Annotated in this window: 20 protein-coding genes; 11 read left to right on the top strand and 9 right to left on the bottom strand. The window is 63.0% G+C overall.

Annotated elements, in window-relative coordinates:
- Positions 1-19 precede the first annotated feature (19 nt).
- Together C8K18_RS06460 and C8K18_RS06455 are read left to right on the top strand one after the other, a co-directional pair.
- Entirely contained in the window at positions 20-697 is a 678-nt protein-coding gene (locus C8K18_RS06460) for a response regulator (RefSeq protein ID WP_053859881.1), read from the top strand.
- Positions 687-2,084, top strand: a complete 1,398-nt coding sequence (locus C8K18_RS06455; protein ID WP_107706993.1) for a sensor histidine kinase — start codon at positions 687-689, stop codon at positions 2,082-2,084. The genes C8K18_RS06460 and C8K18_RS06455 overlap by 11 nt, the downstream gene beginning before the upstream one ends.
- A 4-nt stretch (positions 2,085-2,088) precedes the next feature.
- On the opposite strand, the gene C8K18_RS34100 is transcribed toward C8K18_RS06455, so the two are convergent.
- The 3 genes from C8K18_RS34100 to C8K18_RS06440 form a co-directional block, all read right to left on the bottom strand.
- Entirely contained in the window at positions 2,089-2,376 is a 288-nt protein-coding gene (locus tag C8K18_RS34100) for a transposase (protein WP_006047215.1), read from the bottom strand.
- Positions 2,377-2,477: 101 nt separating this feature from the next.
- On the bottom strand, positions 2,478-3,746 hold the full coding sequence (locus tag C8K18_RS06445) for an isoprenylcysteine carboxylmethyltransferase family protein (RefSeq protein ID WP_107706992.1): 1,269 nt from the start codon (positions 3,744-3,746) through the stop codon (positions 2,478-2,480).
- 76 nt (positions 3,747-3,822) lie between these two features.
- Positions 3,823-4,929 (bottom strand): collagen-like triple helix repeat-containing protein, encoded by a 1,107-nt coding sequence (locus C8K18_RS06440; RefSeq protein ID WP_308810914.1) that lies wholly within the window; start codon positions 4,927-4,929, stop codon positions 3,823-3,825.
- Positions 4,930-5,152: 223 nt separating this feature from the next.
- On the opposite strand from C8K18_RS06440, the gene C8K18_RS34035 reads away from it, so the two are divergent.
- Entirely contained in the window at positions 5,153-5,449 is a 297-nt protein-coding gene (locus C8K18_RS34035) for a hypothetical protein (protein WP_308810913.1), read from the top strand.
- Positions 5,450-5,782: 333 nt separating this feature from the next.
- Here C8K18_RS34035 and C8K18_RS06435 read toward each other — a convergent pair whose 3' ends face one another.
- Positions 5,783-6,946 (bottom strand): iron-containing alcohol dehydrogenase, encoded by a 1,164-nt coding sequence (locus C8K18_RS06435; RefSeq protein WP_107706990.1) that lies wholly within the window; start codon positions 6,944-6,946, stop codon positions 5,783-5,785.
- Positions 6,943-7,251, bottom strand: a complete 309-nt coding sequence (locus tag C8K18_RS06430) for a putative quinol monooxygenase (RefSeq protein WP_006047209.1) — start codon at positions 7,249-7,251, stop codon at positions 6,943-6,945. Before C8K18_RS06430 ends, C8K18_RS06435 begins: the two co-directional genes overlap by 4 nt.
- Here C8K18_RS06430 and C8K18_RS33055 point away from each other — a divergent pair.
- The 3 genes from C8K18_RS33055 (at position 7,250) to C8K18_RS06420 (ending at position 11,183) form a co-directional block, all read left to right on the top strand.
- Positions 7,250-7,489 (top strand): hypothetical protein, encoded by a 240-nt coding sequence (locus tag C8K18_RS33055; RefSeq protein WP_132384543.1) that lies wholly within the window; start codon positions 7,250-7,252, stop codon positions 7,487-7,489. The two genes, C8K18_RS06430 and C8K18_RS33055, sit on opposite strands and share 2 nt — an antisense overlap.
- An 81-nt stretch (positions 7,490-7,570) precedes the next feature.
- Positions 7,571-8,620 carry a TauD/TfdA family dioxygenase gene (locus C8K18_RS06425; protein WP_107706989.1) on the top strand — a complete coding sequence of 350 codons (1,050 nt, stop codon included), beginning with the start codon at positions 7,571-7,573 and terminating at the stop codon, positions 8,618-8,620.
- A gap of 334 nt (positions 8,621-8,954) precedes the next feature.
- The gene (locus C8K18_RS06420; RefSeq protein WP_107706988.1) at positions 8,955-11,183 is read left to right on the top strand and encodes an NADP-dependent isocitrate dehydrogenase; all 2,229 of its coding nucleotides are present in this window, start codon (positions 8,955-8,957) and stop codon (positions 11,181-11,183) included.
- 164 nt (positions 11,184-11,347) lie between these two features.
- Here C8K18_RS06420 and C8K18_RS06415 read toward each other — a convergent pair whose 3' ends face one another.
- The 3 genes from C8K18_RS06415 to C8K18_RS06405 all read right to left on the bottom strand — a co-directional run bounded on the left by C8K18_RS06415 (position 11,348) and on the right by C8K18_RS06405 (position 13,783).
- Positions 11,348-11,575 carry a hypothetical protein gene (locus C8K18_RS06415; RefSeq protein WP_006047206.1) on the bottom strand — a complete coding sequence of 76 codons (228 nt, stop codon included), beginning with the start codon at positions 11,573-11,575 and terminating at the stop codon, positions 11,348-11,350.
- 381 nt (positions 11,576-11,956) lie between these two features.
- Positions 11,957-12,775 carry an alpha/beta fold hydrolase gene (locus C8K18_RS06410; RefSeq protein ID WP_107706987.1) on the bottom strand — a complete coding sequence of 273 codons (819 nt, stop codon included), beginning with the start codon at positions 12,773-12,775 and terminating at the stop codon, positions 11,957-11,959.
- A gap of 111 nt (positions 12,776-12,886) precedes the next feature.
- Positions 12,887-13,783 (bottom strand): LysR family transcriptional regulator, encoded by an 897-nt coding sequence (locus tag C8K18_RS06405; protein ID WP_107706986.1) that lies wholly within the window; start codon positions 13,781-13,783, stop codon positions 12,887-12,889.
- A gap of 98 nt (positions 13,784-13,881) precedes the next feature.
- Here C8K18_RS06405 and C8K18_RS06400 point away from each other — a divergent pair, with 98 nt between their 5' ends.
- Genes C8K18_RS06400 through C8K18_RS06390 form a run of 3 tightly spaced genes read left to right on the top strand, consistent with a single transcriptional unit; the run spans position 13,882 to position 16,890 of the window.
- Positions 13,882-15,186 (top strand): CitMHS family transporter, encoded by a 1,305-nt coding sequence (locus tag C8K18_RS06400; protein WP_053859892.1) that lies wholly within the window; start codon positions 13,882-13,884, stop codon positions 15,184-15,186.
- Positions 15,187-15,212: 26 nt separating this feature from the next.
- The gene (locus C8K18_RS06395; RefSeq protein ID WP_107707141.1) at positions 15,213-16,571 is read left to right on the top strand and encodes an acyclic terpene utilization AtuA family protein; all 1,359 of its coding nucleotides are present in this window, start codon (positions 15,213-15,215) and stop codon (positions 16,569-16,571) included.
- A 1-nt stretch (position 16,572) separates the two neighbouring features.
- A complete protein-coding gene (locus tag C8K18_RS06390) occupies positions 16,573-16,890 on the top strand; it encodes a hypothetical protein (RefSeq protein ID WP_006047200.1) in 318 nt (105 codons plus the stop codon).
- Positions 16,891-16,962: 72 nt separating this feature from the next.
- Here C8K18_RS06390 and C8K18_RS06385 read toward each other — a convergent pair whose 3' ends face one another.
- Complete coding sequence (locus tag C8K18_RS06385; protein WP_006047199.1) at positions 16,963-17,682, bottom strand: FadR/GntR family transcriptional regulator; 720 nt, start codon at positions 17,680-17,682, stop codon at positions 16,963-16,965.
- A 418-nt stretch (positions 17,683-18,100) separates the two neighbouring features.
- Here C8K18_RS06385 and C8K18_RS06380 point away from each other — a divergent pair, with 418 nt between their 5' ends.
- Together C8K18_RS06380 and gudD are read left to right on the top strand one after the other, a co-directional pair.
- Positions 18,101-19,432 carry an MFS transporter gene (locus C8K18_RS06380; protein WP_107706985.1) on the top strand — a complete coding sequence of 444 codons (1,332 nt, stop codon included), beginning with the start codon at positions 18,101-18,103 and terminating at the stop codon, positions 19,430-19,432.
- A gap of 45 nt (positions 19,433-19,477) precedes the next feature.
- A complete protein-coding gene (gudD, locus tag C8K18_RS06375) occupies positions 19,478-20,827 on the top strand; it encodes a glucarate dehydratase (protein WP_107706984.1) in 1,350 nt (449 codons plus the stop codon).
- Positions 20,828-20,898: the final 71 nt, after the last annotated feature.

Here is a 20,898-nt window from a genome sequence, read left to right as displayed (position 1 = left end):
GACTTTTGCCGTTCCCGCCATGAAGCTGCTGCTCATCGAAGACAATCCCACGCTCGCGCACTGGCTCGCGAAGATGCTCGAGCAGGAGGCATTCGCGCTCGACGCCGTGCAGGACGGCGACGCGGCAGACCGTTTGCTGCAGTCGAATCACTACGACGTCATTCTGCTCGACCTGAATCTGCCGAAGCTGTCGGGCAAGAACGTGCTGCGCCGGCTGCGTCAACGAGGAGACGCCACGCCGGTTCTGATTCTGACGGCGAGCGGTTCCATCGACGAAAAAGTGGAATTGCTCGGCGCCGGTGCGGACGACTACCTCGTGAAGCCATTCGAAGTGCGCGAGCTGATCGCGCGAATCAAGGTGGCGATCCGGCGGCAGTCGCCCTCAAAGGCAAGCGAAGTGGTGTGCGGCGATCTCGCGTTCGACATCGACACGCGCCAGTTCACGCTGAAAGGCGCGCCACTCAATGTGACGCCGCGCGAGCGCTCGGTGCTCGAAACGCTTATCTTGAGGCTCGGCAAAACGGTGACGAAGCCCGCGCTCGTCGACGCCATTTTCACGCTCGCCGATGAGCCGAGCGAAGACGCGGTGGAGATCTACATCTCGCGATTGCGCAAGAAGCTCGACGGCAGTTCTGCGGCTATCGTCACGCTGCGCGGACTCGGTTATCTGCTGCGCAAGAAAGAAGATGACCAATAGTTTGCGGGTCCGCTTGTTATGGTGGTTGCTGGTGCCGCTTGCACTGTACGTGTTCGTGACCGGCAAGGCGGCCTACGACAATGCGCGGCAAACCGCCGATCTCGTGCAGGACAATCAGCTCATTTCTTCCGCGCGGATGATTGCCGGCGAAGTGGAATGGGTAGACGGCTTTTTGCGCGTGGATGTACCGCCTGCGGCGCTCGAAATTTTCGCGTCGCCTTATCGCGATCAAGTCTTTTACAGCGTCAATGTCGACGGTCGGCATTTGCTTGCGGGCACGCCGGACTTTCCGCCGCGCCCCACGCAAGCGGCCGATACGCCCGACCACTACGACACCACGCTCTACGGCCAGGACGTGCGTGCTGTGGGAATCGTGCGGCTCATGTACGACAACGGCGCGACACGCCGCGTGCGCGTCACCGTCGGCAAGACCGTGCGTTCGCGCGACGCGATGGCCGAGCAGTTATGGCAACCGCAACTCGTGCGGCAGATCGAAATGATCGCACTGGCCGTTGCGCTCGTGTGCATCGGCTTGACGTTCGAATTGCGTCCGCTGATGAAGGTGAAAGAAGAGGTTGCCGATCGCGATCCGATGCAACTCGAACCGATTCGCGTAGACCGTTTGCACACTGAATTGCGGCCCATTGTCGAGGCGATTAACCAATGCATTGCGCGCCTCGGCGTGCAGGTTGCCGCGCAACGCCGTTTTATCGCCGACGCCGCACATCAGTTGCGCACGCCGCTTACGTTGCTCGGCACGCAATTGCAGTTTGCGCGGCAACAGGGCGGCGTCAATCCCGCGCTCGACGAAGCGCTCGCCGCCATGCATCGCAGTAACCGGTCGATGGTCGGGCTCACCAACAAGTTGCTGTTGCTTGCGCAAGCAGAGGCGGCGGACAACAGTCAGGTCGTTGTCGAGACAGTCGACCTCGTGCCGTTAGCCCTTGAAGTAGTCGAAGATCTCGCGCTGCTCGCGCAAGGCCGCGAGATCGACCTAGGCGCCGAGCTTTGCGATAGCGCGCCAGTGGCAGGACACCGCGGCCTGTTGCATGCGCTGATTGCGAACCTTGTGGAGAACGCGATTCGCTATACCGGCAGCGGCGGGCATGTCACCGTGTCAGTGAAAGCCGATGCCGATAGTGTCACCGTTAGTGTGCTCGACGACGGTCCGGGCATTCCCGCCGAGTCCCGTAGCCGCATATTCGAACCGTTCTTTCGCGCGTCGACGGATACGGAGGGCACCGGTCTCGGACTCGCCATCGTGCGCGAAATCGCGGACGCGCATGCAGGCAATATCACGCTCGACACGGGCGAGGGCGGCAAGGGTGTGCATATGCGCGTGTCTTTTCCGCGTGCGGCGGCAGCAGTGCATTCACGCGCCGCCTGATGCGTTACGTATCGCAGCCGTCAGCGTATTCCGCATTGCACTCAGGCAAGCGCTCATTCACCTGATCGAGCACGCCCGACTTCTTCCACGCCATATACCGGAGATAACACGTTTGCTGTGGCGGAAATGTTGCGGGCAGCCGGTGCCATTTTTCATTTCTCTGCTGCAACCAGAGTATGGCGTTGAGAATCTCGCGGTCGCTTCGGCGCGGGCGCCCGCGAGTGGCAACCGGCTCCGGAAATAGACTCTGGACTCGCGCCCAATCGGCGTCGGAGAGGGGAATTTCTAGCATCGGCCAGCTTGATTGACTGTGTGCAGGACGCAGTCGTTGAGTTGCGTGGCTGACGATGCTAGTAAAAGTTCTGTGTCCGGTCAAATTGCCTCCTGCGTCTTCTATCGGAACGCGCGCGTTATCTTTGCAAAGACGCCGTTTCTCGCGATCCATTCGGCGTATGCACGATAGTCGGGGTCGTTCATCAGATGCTTTTCTTCTGTTTTCGCCCGCACGAAATAGAGAAGATTGACTGCAACGAGTGCCGCGCAATGCATGAGTGCGACTCGCCAACCCAGAGGCTCGATGAACGGCACACTCACCATCCAGTACGACAGGTTCTTGGCAATATAGGCAGGATGCTTCGTCAAGCGATAAGGTCCGGAGGTGATGATTCCCCGGTTGGTCAGATTGGAGAAGCGCAAGCCAAAAGACATCGTGGCGCAGGCATAGCACAGCAGTAGCGCCACGATCACAGAGCCCCAAACTATCCGTAATACCGGCATCGAAATAAGCCAGTTGTCCCAGAACATCGAGCCTTCGTAGCGAATGTACTGACTGGAAATCAGCGACCAGAACGGCTGATAGCAGATGAGCGCAACGAGCCAGCCGAGCGTGGTCGGCTCCGCGCTGCGCACATGACTGTCCAGAATGCGAAGCGTGCACAGATAGCCGACGGTGCCGAACATCAGATCCATTGCAAACGAGAGGTCGTACATGAAGCGAAACGTTGCAAGAGAGAACGGCGCGTTCAATGCGGCGGAAAGCGAAGCGTTGAGTTGGGCTGCGTTGCTCGAGAGATAGACGGTCATCAGCGGAAGGAAGAACGCTTTCACCATCCAGCCGGCCAGCATTTCGCGTAGGGGCCGCCAGTTCGACGGACGTTCGCCGCGTAACAGCAGACGCGCGAGCAGCAGATAGGCGTCGTCGGTTTCGCGCTGATGCGTGTCCATCCACGCAAAGTAAAACGGCGCGGCCACTGCCACGTAAGGTGCGAGCGTTCCAATCAGCGACCAGAACGGGTGATAGAACGAACCGTGGTATTCGGGCAATAGCCAGTAAAGCGCGCCGATGCCTGCATAGATACAGGCCAGGGACGCAAGACGCATTGCGACACGCGCGATGCTGAGCGACCGTAGCGCGCGACGCGCAAGCCCCGCGCTCGGACGCAAATAGACTCGCGCGACAAGCAACTCGTAGGCGCCCACGGTAGCGATGATCGCGAAGCAGGCCACGGTGCTGCGCGTGGCGCCGTCCAGCGCGGTGCTATCGCGCACGAGCCACAGCGTCAGCAGGCCGGCGAGCATGCCCAATAAGCCCACGGAAAACGGCGTTGCCGAGCGCGGAGCCGGATCGTCGGCACGCGCAAAGGTCTCGATGCTGGAGGTCATGTCATCCTCGTCGTCATGACATAAGCGGCGGCCGGGCGTTATTTTGTTTTGGGTCCCGGCCGCTTCGGGCTAGTGGTTATTTCTTCGCAGGGGTGACGCCGCCGAGCAATCCGCCGACGAGGTTTGTCACTGGCGCAAGCGGGTTGGTGCTGGACGACGTGCCGCCGCTCGAACCGCCTGTCAATCCGGTGATGAGGCCGGTGACCGGATTCGCGGCCGCGCCGGCTTGCGATCCGCCGGCCGCGCCCGTCGCGCCTGCTGCACCGGTCGCGCCGGCCGCGCCGACTGCCGATTTCAGCGATCCCAGAAGCGTCGTGACGGGGGCAAGCGGGCCGCTTGCGCTGCCGCCCGTGCTACCCGTCCCACCGCCCGCGCCGCCGAGCGAGCCCGCAGTGCCGAGAAGCGCGGTTACGGGCGCGAGCAGACCCGCAGCGCTGCCCGGCGTGTTCCCGCCTGCATTGCCGCCGAGCGAGCCGAGGTTGCCGATGAGGCCCGTTAACGGCGGGATGGATACGCTGCCGCTTGCGGTCGCGCCGCCTAGCGGGCCGAGCACGCCGGTCAGTGGCGCAAGCGGATTTGTCGTCGCTCCCGTGAGCAGTCCGCCCGTGGTCGTGACTGTCTTGCCCAATTGACTCACGACCCCGCCGACGTCTTTGCCGACCTGATCGCCGGTCGCCGCCGACACGCTGAGTCCCGCGGAGTTGAGTCCATTGCCGACCGTGTTCAGCAGCGCGTTGAGCGGCGAGCCGAGGCCGGTTGCATTGCCGACGGTCTGCGTCGTGTTCGACACGGCGACCGTTATCGGGTTGATGACCGAGCTGAGTTGAGTCTCGACCTGTTGCACGGGCGCGCCGGCCAGCGTGGTGCCGAGCCCCGAGCCGACTGCATTCAGGCCGCTTCCGACGCCGCCGACGACGCTGCCGAGCGTCGACGTCAGCGGCGAAGCCGGCGCGAGCGGTCCGCTGCCGAGGCTCGTGACCGCGTTGCCAAGCGACGTCACCGCGGCGGCCGCGTTGGACACGACGCCTGACGTCGAACCGAGTGTCGGGTTGAGCGGATTGGCCGAGCTGCCCAACGTGCCGAGGCCGGCGGCGCTGCCGTCCCCGAGAGCTTTGACGGCATTGCCAAGATCGGTCACGGCGTTGCCGAGGCCCGCGGTGGTCGCGTTGTTGACGCCGGGCACGGATGTGCCGGTGACTTTGCCGCCGGTATCGGCGACGGTTGTGCCGACAGCGGTGATGAGGTTGCTGGCGTTGATGACGACCTGGCCTATCGGCGTCGAGGAGGTGCCGGAAGTTCCTGAAGTGCCGGAAGTGCCAGTGCCTGAGGTTGTGCCGGACGAAGTGCCGGAAGTGCCCGAGGTGCCCGAGGTGCCTGAGGTGCCTGAGGTGCCTGAGGTGCCTGAGGTGCCTGAGGTACCTGAGGTACCCGAAGTGCCCGAAGTGCCGGAAGTGCCCGAAGTGCCCGAAGTGCCCGAAGTGCCCGAAGTGCCCGAACTCCCTGAACTACCCGAACTACCCGAACTACCCGAACTACCCGAACTACCCGAACTACCCGAACTACCCGACGTGCCCGAACTTCCAGACGTCCCCGACCCGCCCGAACTCCCCGAAGTCCCACCCAGTCCTCCGCCACCGAGTCCACTGGTGTTGGGCGTAAGCGGACTCTTGGTCGGCGTATTAAGCGTCGAACCGCAGCCGTAGAGCGCGAGTAATGTCGATGCCGCGACGGCGATAGCAGTGCGGCTGGCAAATTTGATCATGATGTCCCCGTTGAACGACTATTGACGGGGACATATCTGCAAGCTCCGCGCCATAGGCTGAGCCTGGCGCGAAATCGCACAAACGAGGCATCAAAACAATGTTTCGGCGCCACGCATAGAATTAAATGCCAAAAACGATCTGAAAACCAAAGGTCCACGCGCCGATGTTCCCGCGCACGCTACGTAACGCCCAGCTCCGTCGTAACGGCGCGCGCACGCACTTACAGCGCTAAGCGCGCGAGCCCACAGCCAAACCGCGAAGCCCAACGCAACCTCAAAACGCAGCGGTATAAATCGCCAGCGCGTCTTCTTCAGCGACCGGCCGCGGATTATTCACGAGCAGGCGCGTTTGCAACATCGCGTCGCTGGCCATCCGCGGAAGGCCTTCGCGCTCGATGCCGACATCGCGCAATCGGGCCGGAATCGCCGTGGCGGCGATCATCTGCTCGAGCTTTTCGATCAGCGCATTCGTCTTGCTTTCAGCGCTGCCCGTTACGCCCGGCACAACGACATCCGCGAGTTCCGCATAAAGCGTCGCCGCCGATTCAGCGTTGAAGCGCAAAACATGCGGCAACACGAGCGCGTTGGAAAGCCCGTGCGGCACGTGGTAAATGCCGCCGATCGGATACGCGAGCGCATGCACGGCGGCCACCGGCGAGTTCGCAAACGCCTGTCCGGCGAAGGTCGCGCCGAGCAGCATCGCCTCGCGCGCGCCGCGATTGCTGCCGTCTTCGCAGGCGGGCAGCAGGTTGCGCGACAGCAGGTCCAGCGCTTTGATCGCGAGCATGTCCGAGATGGGGTTCTTCAAATGCGCGGACGTGTAGGCTTCGATCGCGTGAACCATCGCGTCGATGCCCGTCGCGGCCGTTGCCGCCACCGGAAGCCCGAGCGTGAGTTCGGCGTCGAGAATGGCGAGGTCCGCGATCAACTGCGGGGCAACCACGCCCATCTTCTTCGCCTCGCCGATGGTCACGATCGACACAGCCGTGACTTCCGAGCCGGTCCCCGCGGTCGTAGGCATCTGCACGAGCGGCAAGCGCGACACCGTGACCTTGTTCACGCCATACATGTCGCTGAGCGGCTGCTCCTGCTGTGGCGCGAGCACGGCGATGAGCTTGGCGACGTCCATCGACGAGCCGCCGCCCAGCCCGAGCACGATCTCGGCACCGGCGCTGCGCGCCCGCGCTGTCGCTTCGAGCACGATATGTTCGGGCGGATCGGCGATGACGTCGTCGATGACTGTCGCGTTCCAGCCATGCGCCGCGAGGTCCGCCAGTGCGGGCTTCAGCAGGCCGCTCTTGTGCAGAAAGCCGTCGGTCACCACGCACACAGACTGAAGCGCGGGAAATTGCGCGCGCAACAAAGCGCCCAGCCGTCGCGCCGCGCCGAATTCGACGACGAGCGTCGGCACCGTTTGAAAACGGAATGCGTTCGTCATGCTGCGTCTCCCGGCACCATGTGGCTGGACACCTCGCGCCGCTCGAGCAACGGAATGATCGTGCCGAAGCCAAGACGCTGAAAATGTTCAGTCTCGCGATGCTCGGCGAGTCCGTTCGCGTCGCTGTACTGTTCGAGGATCACAAAATGATCGGGCTCGAGCGGCGAGCGGAAAAATTCGTAGTAGAGATTCTTCGGCTCGGCGCGGGTCGCCTCGGCGAGTTCGGCGAGATGCTTGACGATCGCGTCGCCGTGGCCGGGCTTCGCGAAGAAATGCGCGATTACCTGCAGGTAGGCATTAGCCATGACTTACTCCAGCAAGAACGTAGTGGGTCTTTTTGTGGGCAGCGCGCGGCATCCGCTCGCCACGGTAGTTTGGGCAGGCGGCGAAAGCGCCGCGCAGTTCTCAGTTGTACCAGATTCGAATCCGCCGCTAGGCAGCTCGGCCGCGAAGTCGACGCTGTTCGGCATTCTCTTCAGCCGAGGGTGTTGGAGTTTAAGTTTATTTCACATGTTTATTGAGAATGATTCGCGTTTGCGTTAGATTGTCATCGTATCGTCGGCACGGTTGCTCGTATGCGGCTCTGGATGCAGCCGGCGCGCCGCTTCTGCAAGAGGATCTCGTATGACCATGCTTTCGATGCCGCGGCCCTCGCTCGCGGATCTCTCCATCGAGCCGGGGCTGCCGGCCGTCGTTTCGCCGCGCGCGGGCGCCGCCACTATGTCGCTGCACGAGGCGGCGCCGCTGCTGCATGCAATCGTCGATGAACACCTCGAGCGCGCGGGCGGCGTGCTCTTCACCGGCTTCCGCGTCGAATCGATCGACGCGTTTCAGGCTTTCGCGGCGTCGTTCGGGCATCCGCTGATCGGCTATGAATTTGCGTCGACGCCGCGCAGCCAGGTTGAGGGGGCGGTGTACACGTCGACGGAATATCCGCCGCATCGTTCGATTCCTTTGCATAACGAACAATCGTACACGCGCGAATGGCCGTTGCGCATCTGGTTTCACTGCGCGCTCGCCGCCCGTTCCGGCGGCGCGACGCCGATCGCGGATAGCCGCGCGATCTACCGCGCACTCGATCCGGCGCTCGTCGCGCGCTTTGCGAGCCGCGAACTGCTTTACGTGCGCAACTTCGGACAAGGGCTCGACTTGCCGTGGCAGCAAGCGTTCGGCTCGGACGATCCGCGCGTGGTGGAGCGCGTGTGCCGCGCTCGCGGCATCGAATGCGAATGGCGCAACAGCGAAGACGGCGAACTGCTTCTGCGCACGCGCGAGCGCTGCCAGGCGGTCGCGCGGCATCCGCGCACGGGTGAGCGCGTCTGGTTCAATCAGGCAAACCTGTTCCACCTTTCGTCGCTCGATGAAGACATGCAGGAGGTGCTGATCGATTCCGTCGGCATCGAAAACGTGCCGCGCAATGTCTATTACGGCGACGGCGCGCCGCTCGAAGCCGACGCGCTCGCGCAGATTCGCGGCGTGCTGGACGAACAGCGCATCGTGTTTCCGTGGCGGACCGGCGACGTGCTGATGCTCGACAACATGCTGACGGCGCACGCGCGCGATCCGTTCGAAGGACCGCGCAAGGTGGTGGTCGCGATGGCGCAGAGCTACCGCGAGCGCGATGCGGTCGAAGGTGCGATTGAAGGTGCGGTCGGACATTCCGCCGACTGTTAACCGGCCGATTACATCATCCAGGCGCGGTGGGCGGCGATAGTTGAGAGCGATTCTCATTAATCGCGAGTGGGTGGGTGCTGAGTCATCTATAAGACATATGTCTTTCGGCCTAGGGCAAATCGTTGAAACCCTTATCTGGCGGGCATCCGGCTAGTTTGACCCGGTTCTTCGGCCTGTTTGTTTAGCAGCGGACGGACGAAAACACGCATATACTCACGGTCGGGCCGTAAAAAGTAGTGCCGCGGGTCGCGCTGCGTTTTGCTGCTTCGTCGCAACTCGCTGGCTCAGCGCTTCCCACGCTCTGTCTCTCACTTCACCTAGCAAAGCATCAAACATGTCCACACCGCCGAAGATCATCTACACCCTCACCGACGAAGCGCCTGCTCTGGCGACTTATTCGCTGCTGCCGATCGTCAAGGCGTTCACGCGCTCGTCCGACGTGATCGTTGAAACGCGCGATATTTCGCTTGCTGGCCGGATCATCGCTGCATTTCCGGACTACCTGACCGCGGAACAAAAGGGTTCCGACGATCTGGCGGAGCTGGGTGGACTCACCACGCGTCCTGAAGCGAACATCGTCAAGCTGCCGAACATCAGCGCTTCGGTGCCGCAACTGAAGGCCGCGATCACCGAATTGCGCGATCAGGGCTACAAGCTGCCGCCGTATCCGGACGTTGCCACGACGGACACTGAAAAAGACGTCAAGGCGCGCTACGACAAGATCAAGGGCAGCGCGGTGAACCCGGTGCTGCGCGAGGGCAACTCGGACCGCCGCGCGCCGCTGTCGGTCAAGAACTACGCACGCAAGCATCCGCACAAGATGGGCGTATGGTCCGCGGACTCCAAGTCGCATGTGGCGCACATGAGCGGCGGCGACTTCTACGGCAGCGAAAAGTCGGCGCTGATCGCAGCGGCCGGCACGGTGAAGATCGAACTGACGGCCGCCGACGGCACGAAGACGGTCCTGAAGGAAAAGACGCCGGTGCAGGCGGGCGAGATCATCGACGCTTCGGTGCTCAGCAAGAACGCGCTGCGCAGCTTCATCGAGGCGGAAATCAACGACGCCAAGGCGAAGGGCGTGCTGTTCTCCGTCCACCTGAAGGCCACCATGATGAAGGTGTCCGATCCGATCATCTTCGGTCAGGTGGTATCGGTGTTCTATAAAGACGTGCTGGCCAAGCATGCCGACGCGCTGGCGCAGGCCGGCTTCAACCCGAACAACGGTATCGGCGACCTGTACGCGCGCCTGAAGAATCTGCCGGCTGAGACCGCCGCGCAGATCGAAGCCGACATCAAGGCTCAGTACGAACAGCGTCCGCAACTGGCCATGGTCAATTCGGACAAGGGCATCACGAGCCTGCACGTGCCGAGCGACGTGATCGTCGACGCATCCATGCCGGCCATGATTCGCGAGTCGGGCAAGATGTGGGGTGCCGACGGCGCGCTGCACGACGCCAAGGCCGTGATTCCGGACCGCTGCTATGCGGGCGTGTATCAGGCAGTGATCGAAGATTGCAAGAAGAACGGCGCATTCGATCCGGTCACGATGGGCACGGTGCCGAACGTCGGCCTGATGGCGCAAGCCGCCGAAGAATACGGCTCGCACGACAAGACGTTCCAGATTCCGGCGAACGGCGTGGTCCGCGTGACCGACGCCAGCGGCGCGGTGCTGATCGAGCAGGCGGTGGAAGCCGGCGACATCTGGCGTATGTGCCAGACCAAGGACGCCCCGGTGCAGGACTGGGTCAAGCTCGCCGTGAACCGCGCGCGCGCTACCAGCATGCCGGCCGTGTTCTGGCTCGACGCGGCTCGTGCGCACGACGCGCAGATCATCAAGAAGGTCGAGCAGTATCTGAAAGACCACGACACGAACGGTCTCGACATTCGCATCATGACGCCGGTCGACGCGACGAAGTTCTCGCTCGAACGCATCCGCGCGGGCAAGGACACTATCTCGGTCACCGGCAACGTGCTGCGCGACTACCTGACCGACCTGTTCCCGATCATGGAACTGGGCACGAGCGCGAAGATGCTGTCCATCGTCCCGCTGATGGCTGGCGGCGGCATGTTCGAAACGGGCGCGGGCGGTTCGGCGCCGAAGCACGTTCAGCAACTGGTCGAAGAAGGCTTCCTGCGTTGGGACTCGCTGGGTGAATTCCTGGCGCTGGCGGCGTCGCTCGAACATCTGAGCAACGCGTATCACAACCCGAAGGCGCAGGTTCTGGCCAAGACGCTGGATCAGGCAACCGGCAAGTTCCTTGATAACGACAAGTCGCCGGCGCGCAAGGTTGGCGGTCTCGACAATCGCGGCAGCCACTTCTATCTCGCGATGTACTGGGCCGAAGCATTGGCCGCGCAAACCGAAGACGCCGCGTTGCAGGCTCAGTTCGCCGGCGTGGCGAAGGCAATGGCCGACAACGAAGCGAAGATTCTCGACGAACTGCGTGCAGCGCAAGGCAAGCCGGTGGACATTGGCGGTTACTACCGTCCGAACGTCGAACTGACGAGCAAGGCCATGCGTCCGAGCGCGACGCTGAACCAGATCGTCGACTCGATCGCGTGATGTGTTGGGCGATGTGCTGACGGGCGTGCGGAATGACGCGCGCGCCAAAGCACGGGTGCACGCACCTACGCACGCCCAAAAGTAGGCGGTAAGCAAGACGATGGCGCTCTCGAGCGCCATCGTCGTTTCTGGCTCCATCAAGCGGACGCGCGTCATGCGGTCCCTCAAACGTGAACGATTTCCCAGTCGCTCAGTTTCTCGGGAATTTCCAGCGTCGACGTATCGACTTCCGACAGATGCGGACAGGTCAAGCCGCGCGCGAGATCGTCGGCCGCCTGTTGCGGGCTCGAGAACTCGCCGAGCTTGTCGTTGCCGTAGGTTGCTTCCCAACCGTCGTGGCCGGGCAGAATATAGAACGCTCCCTGAGCCGATCCAAAGCGAAAGCCTTTCATTTTTCGTCTCCCAATTGCCAATAAAAAACCGTGGTGCGTTGGCGGCTTCATGGGTGGGAGTGCGAGGGATCGTCAGACAGCGTTTCGTCCCATCGAACTCACTGCACCGCATGAACCGCGTGCTCTTGTAAAAGAGTCTACGTCAGCAGTCGGGGCCGCAAGTCGGAGTTAGATGGTTGGCTCGAAGGAAAAATTTCGCGTAAAATCAGCCACTTATGCGATTTGTTTCGCGATGTGCAACGCGGGGCGGCATTGCGAAATGGCGGATTTGTGCCACGCACCACGGTTTTTTACGAAGCAAGGGCGCGTGTCACATCGTGAAATTTGGGGCCTGCGCGATACGGACAGGCATGTGTCGTGAACGCGGCCTTCGTGAAAACTTCACGAAAACGCGCGCGCGACGAACCCGAGCATCACCTTATTAAACAACGCGGGCCGCTGCAGCGGCGCGAAGTGACTCACGCCTGGCAGCACGCGCAATTGCGCGCCGGGAATGCTGCGCGCGAGATATTCGGCGTGCTCCGGCTTGATGAACTCGTCGTGTTCGCTCTGCACGATAAGCACCGGCACACGGATACGAGCGAGATCAGGCGGGGCGTAGTTCGGCTCGGTCCTCATCATTTCGCTGACGGCCGCGACGAACGCATCGAAGTTGTCGGGCGTAGCGGATAGCCGCGCATAGTCCTGGCGATGACGGCTAAAACACCGGTCGATCACCGGCGTCGCCACAAATTCCTTCGTGCCGCTCGGGTCCATATTGCAGCCGAAGAAGAACACGCCCGCGACGCGCTCGGGCGCCGCCATGCCCAGCACCATCGCCACGCAAGCGCCGTCGCTCCAGCCGGCGATTGCCGCTCGCTCGACCGACAGCGCGTCCATGACCGCGAGCACGTCGGAAGCCATCAGCTCATATTTGTAGGGCCGCGCATCGCGCGTGCTGCGTCCGTGACCGCGGCTGTCGATCGCGATCACACGGTGGCCTGCATCGAGCAGGGCCGGCACCTGATAACCCCAGTTGCCGCTATGGCCCAGGCCGCCATGCAGCAGAATCACCGGCGCGCCTTTGCCATGAGACGCGTACCAGATGCGCGCGCCCTCGTGCTCGATCCAGCCTGAGTCGTTCGACGCCGGCAGCGGCGGCGCGCCGTGCGCCTCGAAATGTTCGAGGGCGTCGTCGTGTGGGTCGGCGGAAGAGGTCATCGCGGCTGTCTCCGGTTTTTTGCACTGGGTTGGCGGCTGGATACGCCAGCGTGCCAGCATCGCGGCACGCAAAGCAACAAGCCTACGAGATTTAGCTAGCCGGATCGCGCTTCACTCCGCATCAAGCTTCGCAATCAGCATCGCAACGAAGGCTTCCGTCACAGGCGGCAACGTTCGGCCACGCTTCTTGATGAGCGCAATGGGCCGCGTGAACGCGGGATCGTCGACGGGACGCGCCACCAGCTCCGGCTCGGCTCGCACTTCGCGCGCGGACGCCGGCAGTATCGTCACGCCGAGCCCCGCGCGGACCATCGCGACCGCGCTCATCATGTAAGTCGGCTCGCAGGCAATCTCCGGCACGCAACGCGCATTGGCAAACGCGCTATCGACAACCGCGCGCACGCTCGTGCCTTGCGCGGTCAGCACGAGCGGCGTCGCGGCAAGGTCGGCGAGCGTGATCTTGCGCCGCTGTTTAGCGAGCGCGTGCCGCTTCGGGCAAACAACCACGAGCCTGTCGATGCCCGCATGCAGCACTTCGAGATTCGCGTCGTCGAGTTCACCGCCCGTCAGCCCAATGTCAGCCTCCTCATTGTGCACCAGCGTATTGACCATGCTCGCGACGACATCGCGCACCTGAAACCTCACGCGCGGCACGGCTTCCTTCAGCGCCTGCACCAGCTCGGGCAGCGAGCTCGCCGCGAACGTCGGCAGGCACGCGATACGCACGGTGCCGCTCGCGCCGTCGCCGAGCGCCCGCGCGTCGATCAGCACATGCTCCATGTCGTGCAGCGACTTCTGCAGAAGCGGCAGCACGTCCCGGCCGGTCGGCGTCAGCGCCACCTTGCGGCTGTTGCGGTCGAAAAGCCGCAAGCCCAGCGTTTCCTCGAGCCGCCGGATTTGTACGGTCAGCGCCGGCTGCGAAAGATGCAGGCGCGTGGCCGCCTGCGTGAAGCTGCCCGTTTGCGCGACGGCGATAAAAGCGCGAATGTCCCGGAGGTTCAGATCCATATCAACCGTAATTGCTGCGATCAATTCATTTCAATTGATTTATCGCTGCATGGAAATTACGCTGGATCGCAGTAAAAAACAACATCGGAGACAAGCACATGCTGCCATTCCTGGGGCTGGCCACCATCGTCGTGCTGCTCGGTGCCATTCTGTCGAAACGCATGTCGCCGCTGGTGGCGCTCATCATCGTGCCGATCGCCGCGTCGCTGATCGGCGGATTCGGTTTTCAAACGAGCAAGTTCGTGATCGACGGACTGAAGGGCCTTGCGCCCGTCGTCGGCATGTTCGTGTTCGCGATTCTCTATTTCGGCACCATCACCGACGCGGGCACGCTCGACCCGATCATCGACCGCATTCTGCGCGCGGTCGGCACGCGGCCGACGCGCATTGTGATGGGCACGACGCTGCTCGCGCTGCTGATTCATCTCGACGGCTCCGGCGCGGTCTGTTTTCTCGTCACCATTCCGGCGATGCTGCCGCTTTACGATCGTCTGAAGATGGACCGGCGCGTGCTGGCCGCGGCGGTGTCGATGGCCGCGGGCATCAACTTTCTGCCGTGGACCGGCCCGATGATCCGCGCGTCCGCTTCATTGCATCTGCCCATCTCATCGCTGTTCAATCCGCTGATTCCGGTGCAGGCGATCGGCCTCGTGTTCGTATTCGGCGTCGCATTCTGGCTCGGACGCCGCGAGGAAAAGCGGCTTGGTCTTACCGCCGCAAGCGGTTCGGTGCCGATGCCAAAGCGCGAATTGACAGCCGACGAGCAGGCCTTGCGTCGTCCGAAAAACTTCTGGTTCAACATTGTGTTGACGCTCATCGTGTTGGGCACGATGGTCGTGATGGGCGAAAAAATTCCGCCCGCGATCATGTTCATGGTCGGCCTGTGCGTCGCGTTGATGGTCAACTACCCGAACGTCGACATGCAGCGCAAGCGGATCGACGCACACGCGCGCGCCGCGTTGATGATGGCCGGCATTCTGCTCGCGGCCGGTGTCTTCACCGGCGTCATGCAGGGCAGCGGCATGTTGAAGGCGATGGCGCAAGCCGCGGTCGGCTTTGTCCCGCCCGCGATGGCAAGCCACATCCCGGTCGCGCTCGGCATTCTGTCGATGCCGCTTAGCATGCTGTTCGATCCCGATTCGTTTTACTTCGGGGTCCTGCCGGTCATCGCCGAGGTGGCGGGGCAGCTCGGCGTGCCCGCCGTTCAGGTCGGCCAGGCCGCGCTGCTCGGACAGATGACGACGGGCTTTCCGGTGAGCCCGTTGACGCCCGCGACGTTTCTGGTCGTCGGCTTGTGCGGCATCGATCTCGCCGACCATCAGCGATTCACGTTCCCCTTGTTGTTCGGCGCGAGCATCGTGATGACGATTGCGTGCGTTGCGCTGGGGATATTCTCATTGTGAGCTTGACGCAAACAGGTGTGAGCAGCATGACAGTCACTCAGCATGAACGCGTTGTCCGGATCGGCGCGGGCGCCGGTTATTCGGGCGATCGCATCGAGCCCGCAGTCGAACTCGCGGAGCATGGCGCGCTCGATTACCTCGTGTTCGAATGTCTCGCCGAACGGACCATCGCTATCGCGCAACAGGCGCGCAGCAAAGATCCCGAACTCGGCTACGACCCATTGCTCGAAACGCGCATGCACGCGGTGTTGCCCGCGGCGTCGCGCAATGGCGTGCGCATCGTCTCGAACATGGGCGCGGCCAATCCGCTCGCGGCGGCGCGCAAGACGGCCGAAATCGCGCGCTCGCTCGGCCTCGGCGGCATCCGTATTGCAGCGATCACGGGCGACGATGTGCTCGACGCCGTGCGCAGCGGCGACTACCGCTTCGAGGAATCGGGCGAGCGCGTCGCGGACTACGACACGCGGCTTGTCTCGGCGAACGCTTATCTCGGCGCTGGCGCGATCGTCGACGCGCTGTCGGCCGGCGCGCAGATCGTTCTGACCGGACGCGTGGCCGATCCATCGCTATTCGTCGCGCCGCTGATCCACGAATTCGGCTGGCGCATGGACGACTGGCCGACGCTCGGGCAGGCGACGGTGATCGGCCATCTGCTCGAATGCGCGGGCCAGATCACCGGCGGCTACTTCGCTGACCCAGGTTTCAAGGACGTGCCCGCGCTCGCGAGACTCGGCTTTCCCATCGCCGAAGTCGGGCCGGACGGCGCCGTGGTCATCACCAAGCTCGCGCAAGCGGGCGGACGCGTGACCGAGGCGACTTGCAAGGAGCAGTTGCTATACGAGATTCACGATCCGCAGCGCTATTTGCAACCGGACGTGGTCGCGGACTTCTCGGCCGTGCATATCGAGCAGGAAGGCCCAGACCGTGTGCGCGTGAGCGGCGGCAACGGCGCGCCGCGCACCGATACGTTGAAAGTGTCGGTGGCTTATTTCGACGGTTTCATCGGCGAGGGGCAGATTTCGTATGCGGGTCCGGGTGCGCTCGCGCGTGCTCGCCTCGCGCTCGACATCGTGCGCGAGCGGCTTGCGTTGACCGGCGTGCAGACGCATGAATTGCGCTTCGATCTGATCGGCGTGAATGCGTTGCACGGTGAAACGCTCGCGGCTGGTTCCGGCGAGCCGTACGAAGTGCGGGCGCGCGTGACCGGACGCACTGCATCGCTCGCGCAGGCCGTGCGAATCGGCAATGAAGTCGAAACGCTGTACACGAATGGTCCGGCCGGCGGCGGCGGCGTGACGAAGTCGGCGCGCGAAGTGGTTGCGGTTCAGTCGGTGCTGTTGCCCCGCGAGCAGGTGAAGCCGGCGTTCACGATGGTGGAGGCGTGAGATGAAACTACGTGAGCTTGCTCATTCCCGAACCGGCGATAAGGGCAACACGCTGAACATTTCGGTCATCTGTTACGACGCACGGCACTACGAGCATTTGCGCGCCGTGCTGACGCCGGAGCGCGTGAAAGCTCATCTCGGCGACGTCGTGCGTGGCAATGTGATGCGCTATGAACTGCCCGCCATTGCCGCATTCAATTTTGTGCTCGGCGATGCGCTCGGCGGCGGCGTGACGCGTTCGCTGGCGCTCGACGCGCACGGCAAATCGCTGAGTTCCGCGTTGATGGGGCTGGAGGTGGAGGCGCCGGTTGCGACATGAAACCACGGCAAGTTTGTGCAGCAGCTTGCTGCACAAACTTGCCGTAAGTCGAAACGGTCGGCCCTCGCCGCGTCACCGCCCCCTACTCTCCGCCTCACTCGACTCATGCGCGCGGCGCAGCCGTTCGCGGCTGTTGCTCAGATGCATGCGCATGGCGGCGCGCGCGTCGTCGGGGTCCTGACGTTCGATCGCGCGATAAATCAGTTGATGCTCGTTGAGCACGTTGCGCAGCGTTTCGATCTGATCGAGCTTCGCGATCTCCGCCGAGCCAAGGCGCGTGCGCGGACTGACTCCGCTTCCTAACTGGCTCAACACGTCGAAAAAATAACGATTGCCGCTTGCGCGCGCAATCTGCAAATGAAACTCGACGTCATGCGCGAGCGTGTCGGTACTGCCGCGCTCGAGTTCCGACTCGAAGCGCAGAAGCGCCGCGCGCATCTGCTTCAGGCTCTGCTCCGTGCGCCGCGCGGCGGCGAGCGCGGCCGACGCCGCTTCCACATCGATACGGAATTCGATGATCGCCATCACGTCGAGCATGCTCGACAGATCGGCGGCGGGCAGTTCCATGGTTTTCTCGGCGGCGGGCGCGAGCACAAACGTGCCGATGCCGTGGCGCGTTTCGACCACCCGTGCCGCCTGCAGGCGCGAGATCGCTTCGCGGACGACGGAGCGGCTCACGGACAACTGCTTCATCATCGCGACTTCTGTGGGTATGCGGTCGCCGGGTCTCAGGACGCCGCGACGGATTTCATCGGAAAGGGTGGCCACCACTTTCTCAGTCAGGCTGCTCATTTCTGTGTTGTGGCTGGTTGATATCGGCTGAAAACGCGCGCCTCGCGTGCGCGCGCGACGTCTGGTGACGTCTGGACATTAGCCATCATAGCGTCTGTCGCGAAAATCCATGACGCGTTGGATGAAGCGCGGGAATTAACCGGGCCAATTCTTGACGGTTGATACGCGACGAGACATCAGACGTCTTATTTTGCCGAGGAGCCACCATTTCCGCTGGGACCAAACCCTAGCCGACGCTGCAGCCAAGCGTACTCACGGCGAAACGCAGGGTAAACACCACATTGGAAACCCACTCCGAACGGCTGTAGACTGTCATCAGACAACATATCTCGCGCGGCCTGACTGGGCCTCAGCAGACCCGTCAAACCGCACGCGACGTCAGACTACGGCCGCCCGACGGCCGACACCGGAGACTCCCTTGAACTCTGCTCTCACCACGGCACTCGATCCTCTCGCGTCCGCCGTCTCGAAGGTCAAGCGGCACGTGTTGCCGCTTTTCCTGATCATGTTCATCGCGAACTATATCGACCGCGTGAACATCGGCTTCGTCAACGCTCACATGAAGACCGACCTCGGCATCGGCGCGGCGGCGTACGGCCTCGGCAGTGGCCTTTTCTTCATCGGCTATGCGCTGTTCGAAGTGCCGTCAAACGTGTTGATGCAGAAGTACGGCGCGCGCGCGTGGCTCACTCGCATCATGGGCACGTGGGGCGTCGTCGCCGCGTGCATGGCCTTCGTCTCCAACGAAACCTCGTTCTATGTCTTGCGCTTCCTGCTCGGCGTGGCCGAGGCAGGTTTCTTCCCCGGCGTGGTGTTCTATTTCACGCAGTGGCTGCCGCAGAAAGAGCGCGGCAAGGCCGTGGCGATTTTCCTGTCCGGCTCGGCGATCGCGTCGGTGGTGTCCGGTCCGATCACCGGCAGCCTTCTGTCGATTCGCGGACTCGGCCTGCACGGCTGGCAGTGGATGTTCCTGATCGAAGGCGGCTTCTCAATCGCGCTGTGCGCGGTGAGCTGGATCTTCCTGAAGTCGCGCATTCGCGACGCGTCGTGGCTCACGGCCGACGAGCAACGCGTGCTCGAAGGCGCGATCGCCGCTGAACAGGCCGAGCGCGTCGCGCACGGCGGCGCGCATCTGCCGGCCATCAAGCTGTTGAAGGACCCGCAGATCGTTCTGTTCTGCCTGCTGTACTTCGCGATCCAGTTGACGATTTACGCTGCCACCTTCTGGCTGCCGACCATCATCCGCAAGATCGGCGGTCTGTCCGATTTCGAAGTCGGCATGCTCAACGCGATTCCCTGGCTCATCGCGATGGTCGCGATGTACTGCTTCGCGTTGCTCTCGGCGAAGTGGCGTTTCCAGCAGGCGTGGCTGGCCGTCGCGCTCGTGATCGCTGCGTGCGGCCTGTTCGCGTCGACGTCGGGCAATCCGGTTCTGTCGTTCGTCGCAATCTGCTTTTCGGCGATCGGCTTCAAGGCGGCGGCCTCGCTGTTCTGGCCGATTCCGCAAGGCTATCTGGATGCACGCGTCGCCGCCGCGGTGATCGCGTTGATCAATTCCATCGGCAATCTGGGCGGCTTCTTTGCGCCCGCCACCTTCGGCTATTTGCAGCAGCACACCGGTTCGATTACCGGCGGTCTTTATGGCCTCGGCGTTGCGTCGCTGATCGCAGCCGCGGCGGCCTTCCTCGCGCGCAACCGGCGCGGCGACGGCAACGCCCTGCGCGATCCGCTGCAAGGCAACGCACACTGACCGCTCGTCACCGTCAGGCCCATTCACTTACCAGGTCCAGTTGATATGTCCACGAAACCTTCGAATTCAAACGATACGCCCACCGTCACCGGACTTCGCGTCGTGCCCGTTGCGGGCCGCGACAGCATGCTGATGAATCTGAGCGGCGCGCACGGTCCGTTCTTCACGCGCAACGTCGTGATCCTGCGCGACAGCGCCGGTCGTGTCGGCGTGGGTGAAGTGCCGGGCGGCGAGAATATCCGCAAGACGATCGACGATGCGCGTCCGTTCGTCGTCGGCCAGTCGATCGGTAATTTGCAAGCTATCCTGAACAAAGTGCGCACGCAGTTCGCCGACCGCGATGCCGGCGGCCGCGGTTTGCAGACGTTCGATCTGCGCACCACGATTCACGCGGTGACCGCGCTCGAAGCAGCGTTGCTCGATCTGCTCGGTCAGCATCTCGGCGTGCCGGTTGCGGCGCTGCTCGGCGAAGGCCAGCAACGCGACGAAGTGGAAATGCTCGGCTATCTGTTCTATATCGGCGATCGCAAGAAGACGGACCTGCCGTACTCAAGCGGCGCCGACGGCCGCGACGACTGGGAGCGCCTGCGCACTGAAGAAGCGCTGACGCCGGAAGCGGTGGTGCGCCTCGCCGAAGCCGCGCAAGCGCGCTATGGCTTTAACGACTTCAAGCTGAAGGGCGGCGTGCTGTCGGGCGACGCCGAAATCGAAGCCGTGACCGCGCTCGCCGAACGCTTCCCGAACGCGCGCGTCACGTTGGACCCGAACGGCGCGTGGTCGCTCGCCGAAGCCGTGCGCCTGTGCCGCGACAAACACGACGTGCTCGCGTATGCAGAAGACCCGTGCGGCGCGGAGAACGGCTATTCCGGCCGCGAAGTGATGGCCGAATTCCGCCGCGCGACGGGCTTGCCGACGGCGACCAACATGATCGCAACCGACTGGCGCCAGATGGGTCACGCGATCCAGTTGCAGTCCGTGGACATTCCGCTTGCCGATCCGCACTTCTGGACCATGCAAGGCTCGGTGCGCGTCGCGCAGATGTGCAACGACTGGGGCCTCACGTGGGGCTCGCATTCGAACAACCACTTCGACATCTCGCTCGCGATGTTCACGCAGGTCGCGGCCGCCGCGCCCGGCAAGATCACGGCGATCGACACGCACTGGATCTGGCAAGACGGCCAGCGTTTGACGCGCGAGCCGTTGCAGATTGTCGGCGGCAAGGTGAAGGTGCCGCAGAAGCCCGGCCTCGGCGTCGAAGTGGATATGGACGAACTCGAGAAAGCGCACGCGCTTTATCAGCAGCACGGCTTGGGCGCGCGCGATGACGGCGTTGCGATGCAGTACCTGATTCCTAATTGGACATTCGACAACAAGCGTCCGTGCCTCGTGCGCTGATGCGTGCCTGCGCGCCACGCGAACCACGTGAACTACGCGAACGAGCGGCGCGCTCATTCCACTATTGACGA

It is taken from the genome of Paraburkholderia sp. GV068, from assembly GCF_003058125.1.
In the GTDB taxonomy this organism is placed as follows: Bacteria; Pseudomonadota; Gammaproteobacteria; order Burkholderiales; family Burkholderiaceae; genus Paraburkholderia; species Paraburkholderia graminis.
This window is presented reverse-complemented; position numbering and strand designations above follow the sequence as displayed.